We start from the raw sequence: 20,383 nt of genomic DNA, 5'->3' as shown, positions 1-20,383 counted from the left end.
CCCTCACCCCAACCCCTCTCCCGGAGGGCAAGGGGCTAAAAAAACGTATGGTTAAGCCCCTCGTCCTCCGGGAGAGGGGTTGGGGTGAGGGGACTTACCCGTTAGCCGAAAGTCAACTAACTTTTTAATCCTCTTTTTTTAACCCATGGAACCCCTTAACAAACCCGAACGGCAGGAGGCTTTTGGCCGATTTCTGGGCGTCTATTGCCTGTCACTCAGCGTGCCGCTGCTGGCCGTGTATCTGCTGTTCAGTGCGCCCAACTACGTGCTGAAACAGGAAAATGCCCGGCTGAATGAAACCCTGACCGAACAGAGCCAGAAACTGATGAAGCCGATGGACGGGGTAACGGCCAATCTTAAGACCCTCCAAACCACCGATCAGGCGTACCTGAAAGCAACGGACATTGAAAAGGGAAGTTTAAAAACACAACTCTCTGGCTTAGAAAGCGGCCTTCAACAGCAGGTGAATGGCCTAAAGGCCGATACCGCCCAGCTACAGCCGCTTAATAAACAGCTTTCGCAGGGAATTGTGGGGGCATACGATGCCGTGCTCACCTACCGCAACAGCATCAGCTACCTGCGCGACGTGCTGGACAAGAAGGGCATCGACGCCAGCCAGATCGATAAGCTGACAGCGGCCCTGGTTCAGGCCCGGCAAGAAAATGACATGCTCAAGATTCTGGCGGCTAAAACGGCGGCACCGGCAGCCGCCCCGGCGCCATCGGGCGGTGGGGGAGGTGGCCCCAATTACCTGTCGCAGTTTCAGGAGTGCACCAGCCGAATGGTGACCGCGCAAAATCGGATTACCCAACTCCAGGAACAGCTTAAAGCGGCTGGCAGTAGTCCTGCTCCCGCTTCAGCTCCGTCGGTTGCGGGCGTGTCGCGGGCCGATGTCGAGATGGACATTGTTGAGCGCTGCGAGAAGAAAGCTGATGCCACCAACCGACCCCCACTCTGGCGACGGCCGCTCTATGAGTTTGCTGTAGAAACGCTTGAAAAAAATACCCGCCCCGATGCCAAACAGCGCATGACTGCCATTAATGACAAACTGCGCCGGTTAGGCTCCGACTGATGCTAACCCCCTTATTGTGATGGCATACACTGAAAGCGTTAAACGGGCCATACAGATTGCCCAGGCCCTCTCAAAAGAATATCAGAACGAGCTGTTTGCTCCGGCGCATTTGTTCATGGGCCTGCTGCACAACGAGGTCGGCCTGGCTTCGTGGCTGGCCGTACTGGGGCAGGATGTACCCTACCTGCGCGAGTGGGCCGAGGTGCGTGTAGAAGCCAGCCCGAAATCGAGCCGGCTGTCGCCCAATCCACCGGGCGATGAGCAGGTAAAAACCGCCATGGAACTGGCCGACCTGGTAGCCATGCAGTTAGGTAAATCTCAGACCGATGCCGTTTGTGTACTGGCGGCTCTGCTTAAGCCGGGTTTGGCCTTTAGTGCCGAGCAACTGCGGAGCCTGCCCCTCACGCAGGCCGACCTGATGCAGGCTGCCTTAGCCGATGCCGACGTAGAAACGGCGGTTGCGCCCGACAGCAAAGCGAATGGTCAGCGGGTAGCCAGCCCGTCGTCGGGGGCATCGGGGCAGGCGTTGCTGCGGTACTGCGTCGACAAAACGGCGATGGCTGCCGAAGGCCGGTTAGACCCCATTCTGGGCCGCGACCGTGAGGTACGGATGATGACCGAAACCCTGGGCCGACGCACCAAACCCAACGTTATTCTGGTGGGGGAGCCGGGCGTTGGCAAAACGGCCTTAGCCGATGGGTTCGCCCTGAACATTGTGGCCGGGCAAGTGCCGAATCATCTGCAAAATGCCCGCCTGCTCGAACTTGATCTGGGGGCGCTGGTGGCCGGAGCCTCCTATAAAGGGGAGGTGGAAGACCGTCTGAAAAGCATCCTCAAAGAACTGAAACAGGACGCCAAAATTATCCTTTTTATTGACGAAATTCACCAGCTTCTGGACAGCCGGGGACCGCTTGGCACCGGTGTCGCTAACCTGCTCAAACCTGAACTGGCAAAAGGAAATCTGACGGTTATCGGCGCAACTACGCTCGATGAATACCGGAAATACATTGAAACGGACGAAGCCTTCAGCCGCCGGTTCGACGTGCTGCGGGTGGAGGAGCCAGACGTGGAAACGGCCATTCGGATGATTCAGCGCTTAGTGCCGTTCTATGAGAAACACCACCAGCTCAGCGTTGGGGTCGAAGCCGTTGCCGAAGCCGTAACGCTTGCCAAACGCTACAGCCGCAATCGTCGCCTGCCCGATGCCGCCATCGACCTGCTCGACCGCACGCTGTCGGCGGTGCGGATGATTAGCGAACGAACGCCCGCCGAGGTAGAGCAGCTTACCGGGCAGCTCGACCAGTTAATTGCCAATGATGACGGGGTTAACTCGCTGCGCGATCTGCGGTACCTCCATCAGGAACTGGAAAATAAAATCAGCCCGATTCTACTGGCAAACGTAACCGCCGACACAGCCCCCGACGATGAGCCGGTAGCCGACCCGTTCGCGTCGGTGCCAACCTTAACCGACCACATTCGGCAAACGCTGGAACGGCTCACGGCCCTAACCGCAACGGCGAAAACAAGTGTGGATCGCCACGACGTTGCCGCTGTTATCTCCCACAAAACGGGCATTCCGCTGGGGAAAATACAAAGCCAGGAGCGCGACAAACTGCTGGCCATGGATCAGGTGCTGAAACAGCGCGTAATTGGTCAGGACCATGCCGTGAAGGCCGTAGCCGATGCCATTCTGGAAGCCCGTTCCGGCCTGACAAAAGCGGGTCAGCCCATTGGTTCGTTCTTTTTGCTGGGGCCAACCGGCACCGGAAAAACCGAATTAGCCAAGTCGCTGGCCGATTTTCTGTTCAACGATGAGTCGTTTCTGATTCGGTTCGACATGTCGGAATTTAAGGAAGAACATTCGGCGGCTTTGCTTTATGGGGCACCGCCGGGCTACGTCGGCTACGAAGAAGGTGGGTTGCTGGTGAATAAAATCCGCGAAAAACCCTACTCGGTGGTGCTGTTCGATGAGATTGAAAAAGCGCACCCATCCGTATTCGACATTTTCCTTCAAATTCTCGATGAGGGCCGTCTGCACGACCGCTTAGGCAAAGAGGGCGACTTTTCGGACGCGGTCGTTCTGTTTACGTCCAACATCGGTAGTCAGTTGGTGATTCAGCGATTTGGGGAGGGGCAGATTCCTACCACTACGGAACTGATGGAATCCATGAGCCGCCACTTTCGACCGGAGTTTCTGGCCCGCCTGACCGAGATTGTGCCTTTTGCGCCCATTTCGGAGGAAAACGCCGTCCGGATTTTCAATCTGCACCTGCGTGGTCTGACCGACCAGCTAACCAAACAGGGTATTACGCTTGATCTTACGGATGAAGCTCAGCGACACTTAGCCTTGTCAGGCTTTACGCCCCAATATGGAGCGCGGCAACTTAAGGGTGTGATTCGGAACCAGCTACGACGTCCCATTTCCCGGATGATCATTGCTGGCGACGTGACGAAGGGGTCAAGGGTTCATGTAGGGTTGCAGGAGGATGAACTGCAATGGACAATTACAGATGCCGAAATGCCTGTTCAGCCAACTGTTGACCAACCCGCCGACGTGTCGGCTCAACCCGCTTAAGCCATGCCACAACCAGCCGCCCGCCTGATGGATATGCACGTTTGCCCCATGCAAACCCCTGCAGTAGTGCCCATTCCACACGTAGGAGGGCCGATTATGGGGCCGGGCGTGCCAACCGTGCTCATTGCCGGGCAACCAGCCGCAACCGTGGGCGATATGTGTGTGTGCGTTGGGCCACCTGATGTAATCGCAGCCGGGTCGGCAACGGTGCTTATTGGTGGCAAACCGGCCGCCCGGATGGGTGATATGACCGCCCACGGCGGCAGTATCGTGGTGGGCTGCCCCACGGTGTTGGTTGGGGGTTGAGTTGACCATACGCCATATCTCCAAGATATGGCGTATGGTCAACTCAACCCCCAACCAGGAAATAATACATTGATTTCTAACATTTTAACCAATATTATAAACTATGTTCGACTACGGAATCGGTGGACAGGAGCGTAAGCTCAACGTCAGCGAGAGCATCGTTGACATCCCCCAGAACAAAACCCTCCTCATTGAGAAACTAACGGCCGACCCGCCCATTCGCCCGCAGGTGGTTGAAGGTCTGAAAACGGTGAATGAAGTGTTTGCCTATTTCAAGCCGGAACAGGAAGTCGAATTTGACACCGAAGACGGCAGCACCATTAGCGAAACACTGCGATTTAACTCCCTCGCCGACTTCAGCAAGCAGGGCATTATTGCCCAGAGTCAATACCTCCAGGAATTGAACATGACATTTGAGGATTTTCAAAAGTATGTCCGCCAACTCAAGTCGAACAAGATCCTGAAAACGATGCTCGAAAACCCCGACGGTAAAGCGGCTTACACGGCAGCTATTGAGGCCATGATTCGTGAACTGGAAGAAGCGCAGTAAAATAGTTCAACGTTCCTGGTTTAACGTTCCTGGTTAGCTGTATGGAAGTTTGGTCTTCGCTCAGTGACATGGAACATGGAACCGTTCCGGCGGCCCGGCGTTCCCGTGGTCTGTGTCCGCACAGACTCGGATGCGCCAGCTACGATAAACCGTCCGGCAGAATGATCTGTGAGGACACAGACCACGGGAACAGGTTTAGCCCGTTAGCCAACCTGGAACTTGAAACCTGAAACCGTAAACCCAACACGTAAAAACCTACATGGAAGCACAGGACAAACCACTTAAATTAGGCGAGAAAACAGCAGAAGGAGCCTTATCGCTCGATGATAGCTGCGCCAAATTGGCCAAATACGGCGGCTTTGCGATTCTGGAAACCACCTTAGATGGTGTTCAGAACCTGAACCCGGAGAAAAAAGCCCGCAAAAAAATCTTTCTCACCGAAGAGGCCAAAGCGAACGAACGTGCGGCCCTGAGCAAGCGCCTGCACTTGCTGCTCGAGCTGCTCAACAGCGCCGATACAGTGGCCGATGTAGCCCAAACCGCGCAAACTAAAGCCGAAACCGCCCAAACGCTGCTCAGCGAAAACCTGCGCCGGGCCTACGAGACGAACCGGGGGCTGGAGCAATCCTACCGCTCGGTGGCCAGTTTCTACGCCAACACCGACCAGGATAAGGTCAAGAACGTAAACATCATGAACGCCGAGCCGGAGCAAATGACCGACCTCGACAACACGACGTTTATTGATGCCGTGGCCGAAGAATTTGCCCGCAACTACGACCGGCTCGACCTGCGCGACAGCTACTCGCTGCTGGTCATGCCGGGCTACTTAGGGTCGAAAAAAGTGGTGGACAAGTGGGCGCAGATTGCTTATAAAAACAAAGTGATGCTGGTGACTGATTTCCAGCACTTAGACGCGCCCGACGATGTAGTCGATCTCTTCGAGTCGGCTAACCTGACGGGGGGCGATGCGTATCTCTCCAATGTGATGATGACCTGCAACTGGCTGGCGGGCCGGGGGCGGCATCAGGACGTTGGCGAGGAAGAAGACCTGTATGTGCCTGGGTCGAGTGCCCTGGCAGGCAAGATCCATGGCACGGTGATGTCGCAGGTGACGGCTGGCCGCAAACACGGTGCCCTCAACGAGGCCGACGGCGTGCGGTTTCCCCTGAAGAAAAGTGAAATCGCCACACTGGAAAAAATGGGGCTGATTCCGATGGTCAACGAGTATGGCAAGGTGATGCCGTTCTCGGCCAAAACCCTTTTCAACGGCGACAACATTGGTCTGCAGACCTATTCGGTGGTGCGGGTATTCGACTATATTACCAAAGTGCTGATTGATTTTCTGAATCGCCGGGCGTTTGAGAATTTCAATACCAACACCCGCATGGACATTCAGAAGCAGATTGTGAAGTTTTTAGACAGCGTGACGGGGCCGGGTAAACTCATCGAAAAATTCAAACTGATGCGCTTCGAGCAGGACCCCAAGCAGAAAGACCGCATCTATTTAGATATCCACATGATTCCTTATTTCCCGTCTAAAACCTTCCTGCTCAAACTCGACGGACAGAAAGGCGACGACCCCGATTCGGCAGAGTGGAAAGCGGACTACGACCAGCAATAATGAGCAACAGGACCTTCTAAACACCTACAGCTATGGCTTCTTATCATACAATGCTGCATGTTGGCAATACGGGCTATGTGCTCGATAAACTTAATTTTTTTGCGATTCGAAAACGGGATAACAAAGGGCGAACTGTATCTAATACGGCCTGGACAATTATGATTTCGCTATATGCTGTTAAAGATCAGGTATTTACCGAATGGATGTTTAATCCGACCCTCAAGAAAAATATATCCATCTCATTTACCGACGGCCTGGAGAAGCAAAAAGAATGGGAATTTACAGATGTGTTCTGCGTCGGGTTTGAGGAAAACTTTATTGAGGACCTGGGTGTCCTTGAGACCGTTTTGGTCCTGACAGGAGTGTCGGTTTCTAACGGAAACGCGACAATAAAGTACGACTGGGGAACCTAATATACAGCGGCTTAACGCGTAACGACAATGGCAAAAAAAGCAATTTTATCGGTTTCCGGGAGCGACTTCAAACTGCTCGAGTTTAACATCAGCCTCATGCAAAAAATCAACAACCAGGGCAAACCGGCCTCCGGTGTGTATCTGGGTGATTTTTACCTCATTATGCCGGGGGGCAGTGATCTTTTTTTCGACTGGCTGAGCGACCCTGAACGCATGGAGAGTGGCGTTATTAAGATTTTTTATACTAAGTCACAATCCCCTTTTGTTGAGTACGCTTTTGTGAAGGGATATGTGACGACCGTGCTGGAAAATTTCTACGAAAACGACCAGACCAGCAACACCTTCAATCGGGTCAGCACGTCGGAAGACTCCAGTGAAAACTTTGAATTCTGGACGAATATGATCTCACTGAATAAGCAAAGTGGTGGCCAGGATGCGGCTGCCCATGCCTTAACGAACTCGGTGGCCAAGACCCGGCAGTTTCAGCAGCGGACGGGCATCGCCCACGTACTCATGGTGACATTCTCCTGCGAACAGGTCACCATTCGCAGCATCGAACACAATAATGAATGGGCAAAGCAGTGAGCATCCAATCAGGTTGTTGACGGCCATACATGTATCATTTAACCTTTTGACTTATGGATGCAACGCTTCGTGCTGAAATGGAGGTAGATAACGAATTGTATATCCTGAACCGGATTTTTTTTACGGCTTCCCGAAAGCGGAACAAAAAAGGGCAGCCAGCTTCGGGCACAACCTGGCGAATCTACGTCGCCATGGATGTGATGGAGCAGGCCACCTTTGCCGAATGGATGTTTAACCCGAAGATGCAGAAAAATGTGAAACTCACTTTTTATGCCAATAGCAACGACGGCGAGGGTGAAACCACACTGAAAGAATGGACGCTAAACGGGGTGTTTTGTTTTGGGCTGCTTGAGTTATTTATTGGTGATGCCTCGTTCGAAACGACGAACTTCTTCTTTAGTGGTAAATCAGTTTCTAATGGTAACGCAACCCTGGAACATGACGCTGACGAGTAACTAATCTTTATAAACAAGGCTATGGCGCACAAAGCAATTTTAACTATTGGCGGTCAGGAAATTGAGGCACTTGAATTTCTGGTCTCCTTCAAGCAGGCAATGAACAATCAGGGCAACCCGGCCTCCGGCGTGTATCTGGGCGATTTCTACCTCATTGCGGAGGGAGGGAGTGATTTTTTCTTCGAGTGGTTAGTCGATGAAGACCGTACCGAAAACGGCACCATCAAGACCTACCGCAATAATCAGCCGTCTGTTTTTCTGACGTATGAATTCGAAAATGCGTTTGTGACGGATGTTTCCGAGAGTTATTACGACAATACCGGGGCGCTTAAAACGCAGTTTAATCAGGTGAGTTCAGCCGAAGATTTAAGCGAAGATGCCTACGAATATGGGTATAACGCCAGTCGGCTGAACCGGCAGGATAATACCCTCGTCCGAAACATGTGGAAGCGCGTCCGGCAATTTCAGGAGCGCACTGGCAACGCCTACTGTTTGTTTGTGACGATGTCCTGCGAGAAAATTAAGCTGCGGGATGTCCCGCACGACAATCAATGGAGCGGGGTAGCAGAAGAAAGTTAATCGCTTCATTCATAGTAGCTATGGCTTACGAAGGAACCCTCAGTATAGACGGCACGGACTTTCCCATCAACTGGATGTTCCTGCGCGTGGTGCGTAACGAAAACCAGCGGGGCGAACCGGCCTCCCGGCCCGAGTGGGGCGTAGTTGTCAGTTTGGATGCCATGGAGGATAAAGCCATCAAAAACTGGATGATCGACCCCAACCTGCAGAAAGATGGCAAGATTGTCCTCAACCGCATTGACGAAGACGGTACGTTTAAAGAAATAGAATTCAAAAAGGCGTACTGCGTATTTTATAAAGACGAGTTCTTTGCCGATATTGAATACCTCAATACGGTCATCAATATTTCGGGCGGAGAAGTCAAGTTCAACAAAGGCACCGTAAAGGTATGATATGAGTGCTTAACCCTCCTTGCTTATGTCATTTAAGGCTACCTTAACCGTAGAAGGTAAAAAATTCGACGTGCTGCAATGCACCCATACGCTGAGCCAGAAATACGAGCGGGGACGGGCTACGTCCGGCGTTCGGGGAGGTGTTATTATTTTAATCTTAAACGGCACGGACGAAGAACTGCTGGGCACCTGGGCATCGGGGCCGACGGTCAAAAAGAGTGGTGACATCGTCTTTGACCGAATCGACCAGCGTTCTGCCCTTCAAAAATTAGAGTTTGAGGACGCTTACGCGACCTTTTACTTCGAGCTGATGACGGCCAGCCACCTGACAAACATAGACGTTGTTTATGAAGCACTCGCCGAATCTATAAGCACGGATATCGCCAAAGAAAATCTTTTCTACGAGCGGATAATGAATAACACCAAAACTATACTCCGCTTTTCCGAGCGTACCCGCGTCAGCAATTGCATTCTCCTGCGTCTTACCGCGCCAAAGATTAAGCTCGACGGTATCGACCACCAAAACACCTGACCAATGGCCAAACAGGTCATAGCCCACATCGAACTGGAAGATGGCAAGGAACTCAGATTAGTTTCGTCGCTCACCATTGAGCAGGATTTATTCGGCCATCACCAGTTTGATCTCACCGTGCCGTTTGAGGAATTGGAAGATGTTAACGAGTTGTTTTTTCATGAGTCGCACCGCACCGTCGTTGGCAAAACCATTCAGTTCTCGTTCGACCCATTCCTCGAAGACGGATCGTTCGATTTCAGGTTCAAAGGCATAATAACCGAACTGGCCCTGAAGAACACCAGCGACCTGTCGAACGAGTTTTTACTGAAAGGCTATGGCTTGACGATTCTGCTGGAAGACAGCCGGTTGCGCCGAACGTTTCTCCAGTGCACGCTGGAAGACATTGTTAAACAGGTGCTGAATCCATACCCCAATAACCTGCTGAAACGGTCGGTTAAACCGAAGCATTCCGAATCGCTGAACTACGTTGTCCAGTACGACGAAACCAACTTCGAGTTTCTGGCCCGTTTAGCCGCCGAATATGGCGAATGGTGTTTCTACGACGGTCTCCAATTGATTTTCGGCAAGCCCAACGACCAAAAGGTCGATTTTAAAGTCGATGGCATGCAAACCTTCGCCATGAGCCTTCGACTCAAACCCGCTAAATTTCTGTACACCCGCTACGACTATCTGGCCGACGAAACCTATCAAAGTCACTCCAAAGACCAGCAGGTGAGTGGCCTGGGGCAGTGGGGCGAATTTGCCCTGGATGAGTCCGAAAAAATGTTTAGTCAGGAATCGCAGATGCCCCTGCCGAAACTCGTGTACGGGCAAAGCGAACTGGATGCCGTTACGAAAACCCAGAAAGCGATGGAAACCAGCCGATTAGTTGATTTTCAGGGCTTTGGCGAAAACCCCGACGTATCGGTCGGAACGGTCGTTTCCGTGAAAGGTACCCGCATTACAGAACGGGGCTCCTCCGAAGAAAACTTTGGCAGCTACCGGGTTACGCACGTGTCGCACTCGCTCGACAGCAGTGGAAATTACGCCAACACGTTCCGCGCCGTCCCTGATTCGGTAACATATCCGCCCCCCAATCCATCGTTTCGATTGCCCATTGGGCAGCCCGAACTGGCGAAAGTGGTTGATAATGAAGACCCCGATAAGTTAGGGCGCGTGAAAGTCGAATTTATGTGGCCGGGCAACAACAAAGAGTCCGACTGGCTTCGGGTGGCTCATGCCTACACCTCCAACGGCGAGGGCATGTTGTTTGTGCCCGAAGTGGACGCCCAGGTCATGATTGCCTACGAGTCGAACTTAGCCGAGTATCCTTATGTGCTCACCAGCCTCTATCCGAACAGGGGGGGGCTTAGCTATACACACCGCGACAATGTGCAAAAGACCATTCAGACCAAAGGCGGCAATCAGATTAGCCTCTACGATAAAGATGGCGAGCAGAAAATTGAACTAACCAACGTCAATAAACCCGATACGCATGTCGTGCTTTCCTTCGCCGACAACGGCAAAATCATTATCGAAACCCAGGGCGACATTCAGGTTGCAGGGAAGAATATTGCGCTAAAAGCCCAACAGGATATCACGTTTGAAGCGCAGAATAACATCGAACTCAAGGCGACCAACACCGTAAAAATCGAAGGCACAGCCAGTGTGGAGATTAAAGCTGCCCAAATCAAAGCCGAAGCCGATGCCACCGCCGAAATCAAAGCGAATGCTCAACTTTCACTCAAGGGCAGTGCGATGGTTGAAGTAAAAGGCGGAGTGATTATGCTGAATTAAGGGTTTGTTTCTGGTTCAACGTTTCGGTTTGCCGGATGGAACATTGAACGTGAAACCTTGACCCTGAAACAAACTTACCCCGCTCGCCGGGCAATAATCGTGGCATTGTCGGCCAACTGATTTCGGCCGAAATCAAGGGTTGGGTCGAGGTAAACGGGGCGTTGCCACCAGGCTGATTTTTTGGTAAAAACCCACCCAAACGGTCGGCCTGCTGCGTCGGTGTACTGAATTGGGCTGGCCGGTGTCCGCTCATTATAGTCGTTGATAAACACCAGAAATAAATCGCCGAGGGTCATGGCAACGGGCGCTTTCGCCTTGAAATTGGTGAAATTAGCGTCCTCCGGCTTTTTCAGAAACTCGAACTGGATCACCAGGATCTTCGTCAGGTCAAGCAGGTCAACGTCGGGCATATCACCGTTGAGTGGATAATACCATTTTCGGTAATCGGCGGGCGGTATCTGCCGATAATAGCGATACGCCTGCACCACCAGGAAGGGGATCAGAAAAGGCAGCAGACTCGACACAAAGGGCCATCGACTGGCGAGGAAGTCGGTTTTCCAGTAGATGACCAGCGTAAATCCCATTCCCAGGATCAGAATCAGCAGCGTGTATAAAATGCCCTGCCCGAACGTTGCGAACAGCGTTGGGGCAAAGCGGCTGCTCAGCCACAGATGCAGGCAACCAAGGCCCAGCGCCAGCAGTTGTACCAGAATATAATACCGTTGAAAACTGGCACTCTCGAAGGTACCGGCAAAACCGGCTGCGCCCAGCAGCAGACTAATCACAATGCAGTAAAGAAGCCCCGGAGATCGTTTTACAAAGGATAAATTGGGCATTCTAAATAAAAATTATGGGGAGTTTTGGAGGGATCCTGCTTTAAAACTGCAATATGGGCGAAAATTTAAGAGAAATCACCAAAATAGTAACAGGAAGTGAATAACCTGTTGGTTGCTTCTCAGATGGCAAAAGCCTCATCCGGCAACCGGGCGCGGCTCTGGTTTGCATTAATCGTATACACTGGCGTTTCGGCAAAACGCGACGCAACGACAACCTCAGTGGTATCACTATGTGGGGTAAATAACGCCTTTGCCAACTGTGGACAATTATTGTCTTTCGACAGGTGAGACAGCAACACATGGCTCATAAACGCAGGCTTGTGCATCCTGAACATGTCCAGCGCCTGCTGATTGGACAAGTGCCCTTTTCCACCCCGAATCCGTTGCTTGAGAAAATACGGATACCGGCCATTCTCCAATAAATCCTCATCATAATTGGCCTCCAGAAAGGCAGCATGGCATTGACTGAAATGGTGAATGACGTGCTCACAGGGCGCACCAATGTCAGTAAATACGCCTACTCGGGTACCCTGACAGGTAATCAGAAAGCTATGCGGGTCGCAGGCATCGTGCAGTTTGGGAAAAGCCGTAATGCAGAGGTCGCCAACCCGGACCGGCTCATAACCACGCAATGCCCGTATGGGAAATAACTTTAGGGGAAATCGGGCATTCTGGAGCGTTCCAGGCGTAATAAACACCGGCAACTGGTATTTTCGGGCCAGGTTCGGAATGCCTCGAATATGATCGGAATGTTCGTGAGAAACGAAAATAGCTTTCACCGTATCGAGCGACAGGCCCAGTCGCTCCATTCGTTTCTCGGTTTCCCGACACGAAATACCGGCATCAATTAAAATCGCTTCCCGATCGTTGCCAATGTAATAGCAGTTGCCATTGCTGCCCGAATTTAACGAGGTAATAAAGAGATTCATCAGGGTACAAAGAACGCATTTTTTAAACCAATGACAATAGCAACGATAGCGCCGATTAATGGAGCGGGCACCAATAAAATGGCCAGTAAATGGGGTATCGACTCGAATACTCTACAAAACCTGTGGAAAAACATCAACAGGCAAAAGCGGGCTAAACGAGTAAGCTGCACAGTATCAGCAGGTGGCATGGTTTTGGGTAAAAGAGTGAACGTCAATACGGCACAACCAATAAAACCAACAGAAATCATGGCAACATTTGGAGAACGCATTTCGAATTTTTTCAGTGGAGATGACAACGACACCCGCGAGGGTCTGCATGGCCTGTTTGTAAACGAACTACAGGGCATTTATTATGCTGAACGGCAGGCGGTCGATGCGCTGGGCGAGCAGGCCGATGCCGCAACAACCGACGAAGTACGAAACGCATTTCTGACGCATCAGGAAGAAACCCGTGGACAGATAGCCCGCCTGGAGCAGGTTTTCCAGAGCCTGGGCATTGATGCAGACGAAAAAACCTGTGCCGCCATCGACGGCCTGGCTGACGATGGCCGGCAGGTGGTAGCAGACACTGAATCGGGTTCGCTCACCCGCGACGCCGGGCTGATTATTGCCGGGCAAAAAATTGAACACCACGAAATTGCCGCCTACGGGTCGGCCGTTACGCTGGCCCGTGTGCTGGGCTACACCGATGCCACCCAACTGTTGCACCAGACGCTCGAAGAGGAAAAAAATACGGATCAGAAACTGACCCGGTTAGCTGAGTCGTTTGTTAACCAGCGGGCCGCTTCTGAGAGTGACAGCAACGCGTCTGGGTCAAACCAATACAGCACGGACGATACCGACGACACGAGCTATAGCGATGGCTCAACAACAACGACCTATAATTCAGGCAACCAGGCAACTCTGGGCGGTTCGCTGGGCGTGTAAGCCGTGTTCACGGCGCGTAGCGACTTAGTATGTATAGCGTAATTTCCTTTAGTAAAGGCTCTCGTCGCAAGGCGATCTAACAATGACCGGTTAGGTCGCCTTGCGACGAGAGCCTGTTAATTTGTTGGCTTTTCTACAACCAGTTGGTCGCTAACGCGACGACCTTCGCGACCTTAACTATGCTCTAATTCGACCGATCATCCCATTGGGTCTGAAAGTTCGGGGTCGGGTTCGGTACCATCGTTGTTTCCCAACGAATCGCCATTGCCGTAGTTGGTTACGTCGGGTTCCATGTTCGGGCTACCCGAAACAGCCCCCGTTCCACCATTGCCGGTTCGCGCTTCCTGCTCGTCGGTAGGCGTTGTGGGTGGGTTGTTCACATCACCTGCCAGGTCTGCCGGGTTATAGTCGCCATCGGGCGGCAGACTATCTTCGGGTGTTTGATCGGTTCCACCCGTGGTGGGCCGAAACGTTCGCGATTGCTCGTTGAGCATGGCATCCTGATTTACATTTTCCATCGACGTTTGCTGGTTATTTACCTGACCATTTTCATCCTTTCGTAAATACTTCCCATAGCCGGTTGTAGAGTTTGTTGGCGTAGGTTTTGACATCATGGTGCGACGCGTGAATCATGAACGGTGCAAACGGGGTTGCCAGCGAGGGCAGCGCTTCGACCTGAATTGTGCGCCCGGTTGTCCACCGGCCCGACAGCCGACGCACCGCTCCCGTAAGCCTTACACCAGCATCGGGTAAATCGATCTGGCAGGTCTCCGGATGCCGGGCGGTGGCTAATGTCCGCGAAAACTGCTGTAACTGACTGGCATCGAACCACGACAGGGTGGGCATGTGCAGGTGGTTGACAGAACAGTTGTTGCGGCACAAAAAACGCAGGGAAAGTGACGATTTACCTGCGGCACGGCGGGCTGATACCTGGAAATCGAGAATTTCCAGCGGGGCCGTTTCAGATGCGGTGGTGAGTTCGATGTTCATGATTGATGAAGAATAGGTTATGTTGTCCATAAACCAACAAAGGCAGGCAATGGTTATAACGCTTCCCTACCAGGTTATACGTAAATCATCTTCCGGGTCATGCCGCCATCGACCACAAAATTCTGACCCGTGATAAAGTTGTTTTCCGGGGCAATCAGAAACAGAATCATGCGGGCAATATCGTCGGCCTGCCCCACCCGACCCGCCGGATGCTGACCATGATCTTCGGGGCTGAGTTCGTCGGGTTTTGCTTTGGCTTTTTTTCGGAGCACCGACACATCGATCCATCCGGGGCTAATGGCATTGACCCGGATATCGGGGCCGAGGCTAACGGCCATGGAGTGGGTGAGGGCCAGAATGCCGCCTTTACTGGCCGAGTAGGCAAACGTATCCGGCTCCGACTGAAAGGCGCGTGTTGAACACATGTTAATGATGCTGCCGCGCTGGGTCGCTAAATAAGGCGCTGTATGTTTAGCGCACAGAAAAGCCCCCGTCAGGTTAGTGCCGATAACGCGGTTCCACTCATCGAGGGTTAGTTTGTCGAGGGGTTTTTCCATCATAATGGCCGCGTTATTAATCAGCGCGTCGATCTGCCCAAAGTGCGAAATGGTTTGCTCGGCGGCCTTACGGACATTGACCTCGCTCGACACGTCGCAGGATACAAACAGGATTTGAGCCGATGAGGCTTTGAAGGCTTCGCGGAGTTCAGACAAGGCGTCGGTGTCGGCTTCCCAAATGGCCACCCGATAGCCGTGCGTGAGTAAATATTGGGTAACAACGCGGCCAATACCCTGCCCGCCCCCGGTGATGATTGCAGTTTTCATACAAGTTAATGTTCAAGTTGGATAAACTCTACCAACGACCAAACTACGCGGATTGGTAACACAAGCGGGCGAAGACGGGTTAACTAAGTCGTATCCTTATCCAACGGGACATAGGATTTCGGATTTCGGATTGGGGATTTATGATTTATTGACCGGCACCGCAAATCCGAAATCCCCAATCCCCAATCCGAAATCCTTTGTATGCTTCAGATTGCGTTTTCGCCGGTGTATCGGCTTCGCCTGCCCGAAGGGCACCGGTTCCCAATGCTTAAATACGAATTGATTCACGAACAACTGCTGTATGAAGGCACTTGCACCGAAGCTAATTTCTTCGGCCCGGCTCCCGTCGACGACCGTTGGGTGTTGGGTGTGCATACGACCCGCTACGTTCATGCGCTTAAAACGGGTACGGTCGATGCCCGAATGATGCGCCGGATTGGTTTTTCGCTAACCCCGGAACTGATTGATCGTGAGTGGATTATTACACAGGGCACCATCGACTGCACCCAGATTGCCCGGCGGGACGGGGTGGCTATGAACGTAGCGGGAGGAACGCACCATGCCTTCCCCGACCGGGGTGAGGGGTTTTGCCTGCTCAACGATGTGGGAGTGGCGGCTCATTACCTGCTCGAAACCGGGCAGGCAGCAAAAATCCTGGTTATTGATTTAGATGTGCACCAGGGCAACGGTACGGCGGTGCTGTTCCGGCAGGAGCCGCGCGTGTTCACGTTCAGTATGCATGGCAAAGAAAACTATCCCCTCAAAAAAGAGCAGTCGGACCTGGACATCGACCTGCCAACCGGCACTACCGACGACCTCTATCTAAACACCCTTGCTGATACGCTGCCCGGCCTGATCCGGCGCGAACAACCCGACTTTCTGTTTTATGTATCGGGCGTCGACATTCTGGCCTCGGACCGGCTCGGCAAATTGAGTGTGAGCCGCGAGGGATGCCGCGAGCGGGATAAATTTGTGTTTGAGCAGGCGATTCGGGCCGGTTTGCCCATTGCCGTGTCGATGGGGGGCGGCTACTCGCCCCGCCTGACCGATATTGTGGATGCTCACTGCAACACCTTTCGGCTGGCGGCCAACCTGTTTTTCTGAAAAAAGGTCGCCCAGGTTTTAGGGGGCGACCTGAAAAGAGGAAAGCTCAATGCGCCGAAAGAAGCTAGTGTGGGTAGAAGCGTACAGCAAAGGTCATGCTTACTTGTTGTTAAGGCAATACCCGGATATGGGTATCTTTATTGATGTTAATCAGTAAATAGTAACATATTGTAGTGTACATTTTCTGAAACAGTTATAAGCCCTGTTCTACGGCAAATCGTACCAGATCGGCAACGGTGCTGATGCCGAGTTTAGCGTGTATATTTTTCCGATGTGTATCAATCGTATGGTGACTTAAATTAACTTTTTCGGCGATCTGCGGGCTGCTCAGACCGGCTTTAATGTGCCGGATAATTTCGACCTCGCGGGGCGACAACCGATATTTCCTCAGAAACACATCGTCCGAATAGATGCTGAACTGTTTTTGATCGGCCAGTTTGGGGTCGAAGAAAGGTTGCCCCTGCGCCACAACCCGAATGGCCGTGAGCAATTCATCCTTCGTGGATGTCTTGAGCATATACCCTGATGCCCCTGCCAGTCTGAAATCCTCGATGTAGCGGTTCTCGCCGTACATGCTCAGGATTAGGATGCGTTGCGGACCGAGCGTGCCAATGAGGTGTCGGGTTAGTTCAAGCCCATCGATTTCGGGCATGTTAAAATCAATGACCAGCACATCGGGCTGAAGTTGCCTCACCTGTTCGCTGGCCTCGCGGCTGTGGTAAACATGCCCCACGATGGTCAGGTCAGGCGCATCGGCCAGCACTAAACCCAACCCGTCGTTAAACAGGCGGTGGTCATCAATGATTAAGACTTTTATAGGAAACGTATTCGTCATACGGAACGTCGAGCATAACAAGGTGACTATCGTCGTTGCTGTCGGTAGTGAGCACAGCACGCAGATATTCAGCGCGGTAAGTTATATTTTTTTGCCCGATTCCTGGTGTCATTTGTTCAGGAAAAAATTCGTTAATTCGTTCATGGGTCAACGGCGTTTCGACAAGGATGCTCAGGTGCTTCGGATGATAGCCTAACTGCACGATGGCCAGCCCGGCGCCCCCATGTTTCAGGGCATTCTGAATCAACTCAGCAATGATGCGGTAGGCGACTAATTCGCGTTCGGGATTAAGTCGCCGAATGGTGCCAAACAGAATGAACTCAAAGTCGGTATGCGAGGAGCGATTCGCCCGATCCACCAACTGCGCGACCACATCGGGCAGGGCATATTTTTCAAATTCTACCGGCATGAGGTCGTGGGTAATGGTGCGGAGGTCGTTCCCGGCTTTATCAATCATGTCGTAGGCGCGGGCCACTTCGGGAACATCGGTCGCTATGGCTGTCCGCTCCCGGGCCAGTTCCAGCATTCCTTTTATGGCGGCCAGCGTATTGCCGACATCGTCGTGCAGGTCGCGGGCAATCCGCCGGCGTTCGTTTTCCTGCGTGGCGAGTGTGTTCTGGAGCAGCCGCCGGTGCCGGGCCAGTTTCTGCCGATTATACGTCATAACCAGAAACGCAACTCCGCTCGCAAAGGCGAGCAAACTCAGGAGCCGGAACCACCACCGCTGCCACACAGGCGGATGAATACGGATTGTCAACTGCGTGACGGGCGTGAGCTGCCCCCGTGCATCAACCGCCCGAACCCTGAATACATAGTTGCCGGGCGAAAGGTCGGCATAGCGAACCAGGTTGGCATCTGTGAGCGATACCCAATCCCGGTCGATACCCGACAGTTTGTAGAAGAACTGATTTTTGCCATTGCTGAAATAATCCAGGGCCGCCAGACTAACCGAAAACGTACTTTCCTGGTAGGAAAGATCGACTTGCCTCGTTTCGCCAATAAAATCGCCCGCCCGATAAGGCTTGTCGTTTACCTGAAAACCAACAATCCGGACGGGCACCCTGGCCTTGTAGGTTTCCAGCAGATCGGGCGAAAACCGGTCCAGCCCATGTACCCCACCGAAATAAAATGTACCATCGGAGCCAATCAGGGCAGCGTGGCTGTCATATTCGCGTCCTCTGGTCGAAACCACCGGGCTGAATTTCATTTCGGTCGGGAAAAACTTAACCAGGCCGTTGTTAGTGCTGAGCCAGTAGCGGCCTTTCTGGTCGGGCAGGAGTCCATATACCACATCGTCGGGCAGACCGTCCCGAACGGTATAGGTACGAACAACACGCCGGGTTGCCGGATCGAATTGCACCAAACCCCGGTCGGTGCTGAGCCATAAGCAGTGGCGGGCTGGGTCGGCGTAAAAATCCATGATATTATGCCCCGGCAGGGTTATATATTCCTGCACCAGCTTGCCCGCCCGATAGCGGTAGACAACCATGTCCTGGTCGCGCCGGCCCGTGTAGAGCAACTGCGTAGCCGGGTCAAAATGAAACGAGCCGAAATACGTTCCGTCGGGATCAGTGCGGCTAATTGGCTTTAAATCAGCACTGAACAGAAATATTCCGCCGTAGGTAGCCAGCAGAAACCGACCGTCGGGCAATTCATGAATACCCCGGCCAAATCGGCAGTCCGCATCGTTGCAAAGCGGGTTAGGAATCGGTACGAACCGGTCGGATTGCGGATCGTACCGAATCATTCCCTGTATGTTCGTGGCGAGAATGCGGCCGTTTCGGGTACGAATCAGATGCCGGATGTTGGCTTCGGGTGGCACGCCCTGCGCGGTCGTATAGGCCCGCATCAGGCCCGTAGCCGGATCGAACAACCGGATGCCGCCGTCTATCGTGCCAATCCAGATGCGCCCCCGCCGGTCCTCGCAGAGACCCCGGATCGCGTGATCGTTCAGGTCCGTGATGTCGGTGGGATTATCGGGGAAGGTTTCAATCGTATAGGCATTGGGGTAAATAACATCGATGCCAAACGGGTCGCCATTGGTCCAGACCAACCCCAGATCATCAACATAAACCTCCGAAATCTGGTTGGTCATCAGCGAATTAGCGGTAGCGCCACCCGGCTTGATTTCGCGCAGTAGCTGACGGCGGTCTGGGTCATACAGCCACACGCCCAGCCCTTCGACGCCCATCCACCACCGGCCCTGTGCGTCTTCATCAATACCGACAAAGCGATAGGTAGTAATCCCAGGCCGGAGCGGATGATGCCGAATCAGGCGGGTCAGGCGGGCATCGAATTCAAAAATGCCCTGCGGCCCGGCAAAGCAATAATGCCCAAAATGCGGCCCCGCCATTTGGCAGCGATAGATCGACTGAAACAGGTAGGATTTACCGGTCGGCCGCTGTCCACCAAAAACCGGCTGATCGGTCGGCTTACCTGTCAGAAATGTGGTAAGCTGGCGTGTCTGGTAGTTATACCGGGCAAACCCCATCGGCAGCAAGTAAAGCAGGGACTGCTGGGCGGGCTGATGCTCGATCCATTTCGTATTGATACTGAATTTTGGCTTAACTGATGGGTAGATACTGATTTTGCGGCCAGTACGGTAATTGAGTTTCATAATACCCTCGCGGTTGCTGGCGTACCAAACCGTCGAATCGTCGCTGAAAAACGGTTCCTGGAGAGCTGGGTGCCGCCGTCCCGTTGCGTCGGTAGCATAGATGCGTTCAAACGAATCGGAGCGTCGGATGTAGTGACTCAGGCATTCTTCGGTGCCTACCCAAAGGTCACCGGCGGAGTCTTCGATAACACCGCGCACTTCACCTTTGCCAATGGTTGTTGAATCCCGTTCGTTGAAGAGATAATGGGTAAATCGGGTGCCGTCGAATCGGTTCAGCCCATTCTGACTACTCATCCAGACAAACCCCCGCGAATCTTTCAAAATATAAAAACACGACCCCTGCGACAGGCCGTTGCTGGTGGTCAGGTGGCGAATGGAAAAGGGTTGCTGCGCCAGCCCAGTCTGTAGCAGAAGCAATAAAACGGGAAGTAACCAGCGCATACCGAACGAAAACCGAGACCA

The 20,383-nt window shown here is 52.8% G+C and carries 21 protein-coding genes; 14 read left to right on the top strand and 7 right to left on the bottom strand.

From position 1 onward, the window contains the following. The first annotated feature begins 145 nt into the window (after positions 1-145). The 12 genes from ACYVI1_RS01565 (at position 146) to ACYVI1_RS01510 (ending at position 10,859) form a co-directional block, all read left to right on the top strand. Positions 146-1,072, top strand: coding sequence for a hypothetical protein (locus ACYVI1_RS01565; RefSeq protein ID WP_460905992.1), 927 nt, complete (start codon positions 146-148; stop codon positions 1,070-1,072). A gap of 19 nt (positions 1,073-1,091) precedes the next feature. After that, on the top strand, positions 1,092-3,647 hold the full coding sequence (locus tag ACYVI1_RS01560) for an ATP-dependent Clp protease ATP-binding subunit (protein WP_460905990.1): 2,556 nt from the start codon (positions 1,092-1,094) through the stop codon (positions 3,645-3,647). A 3-nt stretch (positions 3,648-3,650) separates the two neighbouring features. Further along, complete coding sequence (locus tag ACYVI1_RS01555) at positions 3,651-3,953, top strand: PAAR domain-containing protein (RefSeq protein WP_460905988.1); 303 nt, start codon at positions 3,651-3,653, stop codon at positions 3,951-3,953. A 103-nt stretch (positions 3,954-4,056) separates the two neighbouring features. Then, entirely contained in the window at positions 4,057-4,503 is a 447-nt protein-coding gene (locus ACYVI1_RS01550; protein WP_460905986.1) for a hypothetical protein, read from the top strand. A gap of 259 nt (positions 4,504-4,762) precedes the next feature. After that, entirely contained in the window at positions 4,763-6,124 is a 1,362-nt protein-coding gene (locus tag ACYVI1_RS01545; RefSeq protein WP_460905984.1) for a DUF5458 family protein, read from the top strand. Between the two features lie 32 nt (positions 6,125-6,156). After that, entirely contained in the window at positions 6,157-6,537 is a 381-nt protein-coding gene (gene tssD / locus ACYVI1_RS01540; RefSeq protein ID WP_460905982.1) for a type VI secretion system tube protein TssD, read from the top strand. Between the two features lie 27 nt (positions 6,538-6,564). Continuing rightward, on the top strand, positions 6,565-7,122 hold the full coding sequence (tssD, locus tag ACYVI1_RS01535; protein ID WP_460905980.1) for a type VI secretion system tube protein TssD: 558 nt from the start codon (positions 6,565-6,567) through the stop codon (positions 7,120-7,122). A 53-nt stretch (positions 7,123-7,175) separates the two neighbouring features. Next, positions 7,176-7,577, top strand: coding sequence for a type VI secretion system tube protein TssD (gene tssD, locus ACYVI1_RS01530; protein ID WP_460905978.1), 402 nt, complete (start codon positions 7,176-7,178; stop codon positions 7,575-7,577). A gap of 21 nt (positions 7,578-7,598) precedes the next feature. Further along, the gene (tssD, locus tag ACYVI1_RS01525) at positions 7,599-8,156 is read left to right on the top strand and encodes a type VI secretion system tube protein TssD (RefSeq protein ID WP_460905976.1); all 558 of its coding nucleotides are present in this window, start codon (positions 7,599-7,601) and stop codon (positions 8,154-8,156) included. A gap of 20 nt (positions 8,157-8,176) precedes the next feature. Continuing rightward, a complete protein-coding gene (tssD, locus tag ACYVI1_RS01520; protein ID WP_460905974.1) occupies positions 8,177-8,548 on the top strand; it encodes a type VI secretion system tube protein TssD in 372 nt (123 codons plus the stop codon). Positions 8,549-8,573: 25 nt separating this feature from the next. After that, positions 8,574-9,080, top strand: a complete 507-nt coding sequence (gene tssD / locus ACYVI1_RS01515) for a type VI secretion system tube protein TssD (protein WP_460905972.1) — start codon at positions 8,574-8,576, stop codon at positions 9,078-9,080. A 3-nt stretch (positions 9,081-9,083) separates the two neighbouring features. Next, entirely contained in the window at positions 9,084-10,859 is a 1,776-nt protein-coding gene (locus ACYVI1_RS01510) for a type VI secretion system Vgr family protein (protein ID WP_460905970.1), read from the top strand. A 74-nt stretch (positions 10,860-10,933) separates the two neighbouring features. Here the strand turns inward: ACYVI1_RS01510 and ACYVI1_RS01505 are convergent, their stop codons facing one another. Both ACYVI1_RS01505 and ACYVI1_RS01500 read right to left on the bottom strand, forming a co-directional pair. Continuing rightward, positions 10,934-11,695, bottom strand: coding sequence for a TssN family type VI secretion system protein (locus tag ACYVI1_RS01505; protein ID WP_460905968.1), 762 nt, complete (start codon positions 11,693-11,695; stop codon positions 10,934-10,936). A gap of 119 nt (positions 11,696-11,814) precedes the next feature. Next, complete coding sequence (locus ACYVI1_RS01500) at positions 11,815-12,624, bottom strand: MBL fold metallo-hydrolase (RefSeq protein ID WP_460905966.1); 810 nt, start codon at positions 12,622-12,624, stop codon at positions 11,815-11,817. Between the two features lie 30 nt (positions 12,625-12,654). Between ACYVI1_RS01500 and ACYVI1_RS01495 the strand changes: the two genes are divergently transcribed. Next, the gene (locus ACYVI1_RS01495; RefSeq protein WP_460905964.1) at positions 12,655-13,551 is read left to right on the top strand and encodes a YciE/YciF ferroxidase family protein; all 897 of its coding nucleotides are present in this window, start codon (positions 12,655-12,657) and stop codon (positions 13,549-13,551) included. A 197-nt stretch (positions 13,552-13,748) separates the two neighbouring features. On the opposite strand, the gene ACYVI1_RS01490 is transcribed toward ACYVI1_RS01495, so the two are convergent. From ACYVI1_RS01490 to ACYVI1_RS01480, 3 genes are all read right to left on the bottom strand, one after another. Beyond that, the gene (locus ACYVI1_RS01490) at positions 13,749-14,069 is read right to left on the bottom strand and encodes a hypothetical protein (protein ID WP_460905962.1); all 321 of its coding nucleotides are present in this window, start codon (positions 14,067-14,069) and stop codon (positions 13,749-13,751) included. 31 nt (positions 14,070-14,100) lie between these two features. Then, the gene (locus tag ACYVI1_RS01485; protein WP_460905960.1) at positions 14,101-14,541 is read right to left on the bottom strand and encodes a hypothetical protein; all 441 of its coding nucleotides are present in this window, start codon (positions 14,539-14,541) and stop codon (positions 14,101-14,103) included. Between the two features lie 74 nt (positions 14,542-14,615). Next, the gene (locus ACYVI1_RS01480; protein ID WP_460905958.1) at positions 14,616-15,365 is read right to left on the bottom strand and encodes an SDR family oxidoreductase; all 750 of its coding nucleotides are present in this window, start codon (positions 15,363-15,365) and stop codon (positions 14,616-14,618) included. A 201-nt stretch (positions 15,366-15,566) separates the two neighbouring features. Between ACYVI1_RS01480 and ACYVI1_RS01475 the strand changes: the two genes are divergently transcribed. Next, the gene (locus tag ACYVI1_RS01475) at positions 15,567-16,469 is read left to right on the top strand and encodes a histone deacetylase family protein (RefSeq protein WP_460905956.1); all 903 of its coding nucleotides are present in this window, start codon (positions 15,567-15,569) and stop codon (positions 16,467-16,469) included. A gap of 193 nt (positions 16,470-16,662) precedes the next feature. Here ACYVI1_RS01475 and ACYVI1_RS01470 read toward each other — a convergent pair whose 3' ends face one another. After that, a complete protein-coding gene (locus ACYVI1_RS01470) occupies positions 16,663-17,304 on the bottom strand; it encodes a response regulator (RefSeq protein WP_460905954.1) in 642 nt (213 codons plus the stop codon). After that, entirely contained in the window at positions 17,267-20,362 is a 3,096-nt protein-coding gene (locus ACYVI1_RS01465) for a ligand-binding sensor domain-containing protein (protein WP_460905952.1), read from the bottom strand. The genes ACYVI1_RS01470 and ACYVI1_RS01465 overlap by 38 nt, the downstream gene beginning before the upstream one ends. Positions 20,363-20,383: the final 21 nt, after the last annotated feature.

The sequence above is a fragment of the Spirosoma areae genome (genome assembly GCF_054781775.1).
This window is presented reverse-complemented; position numbering and strand designations above follow the sequence as displayed.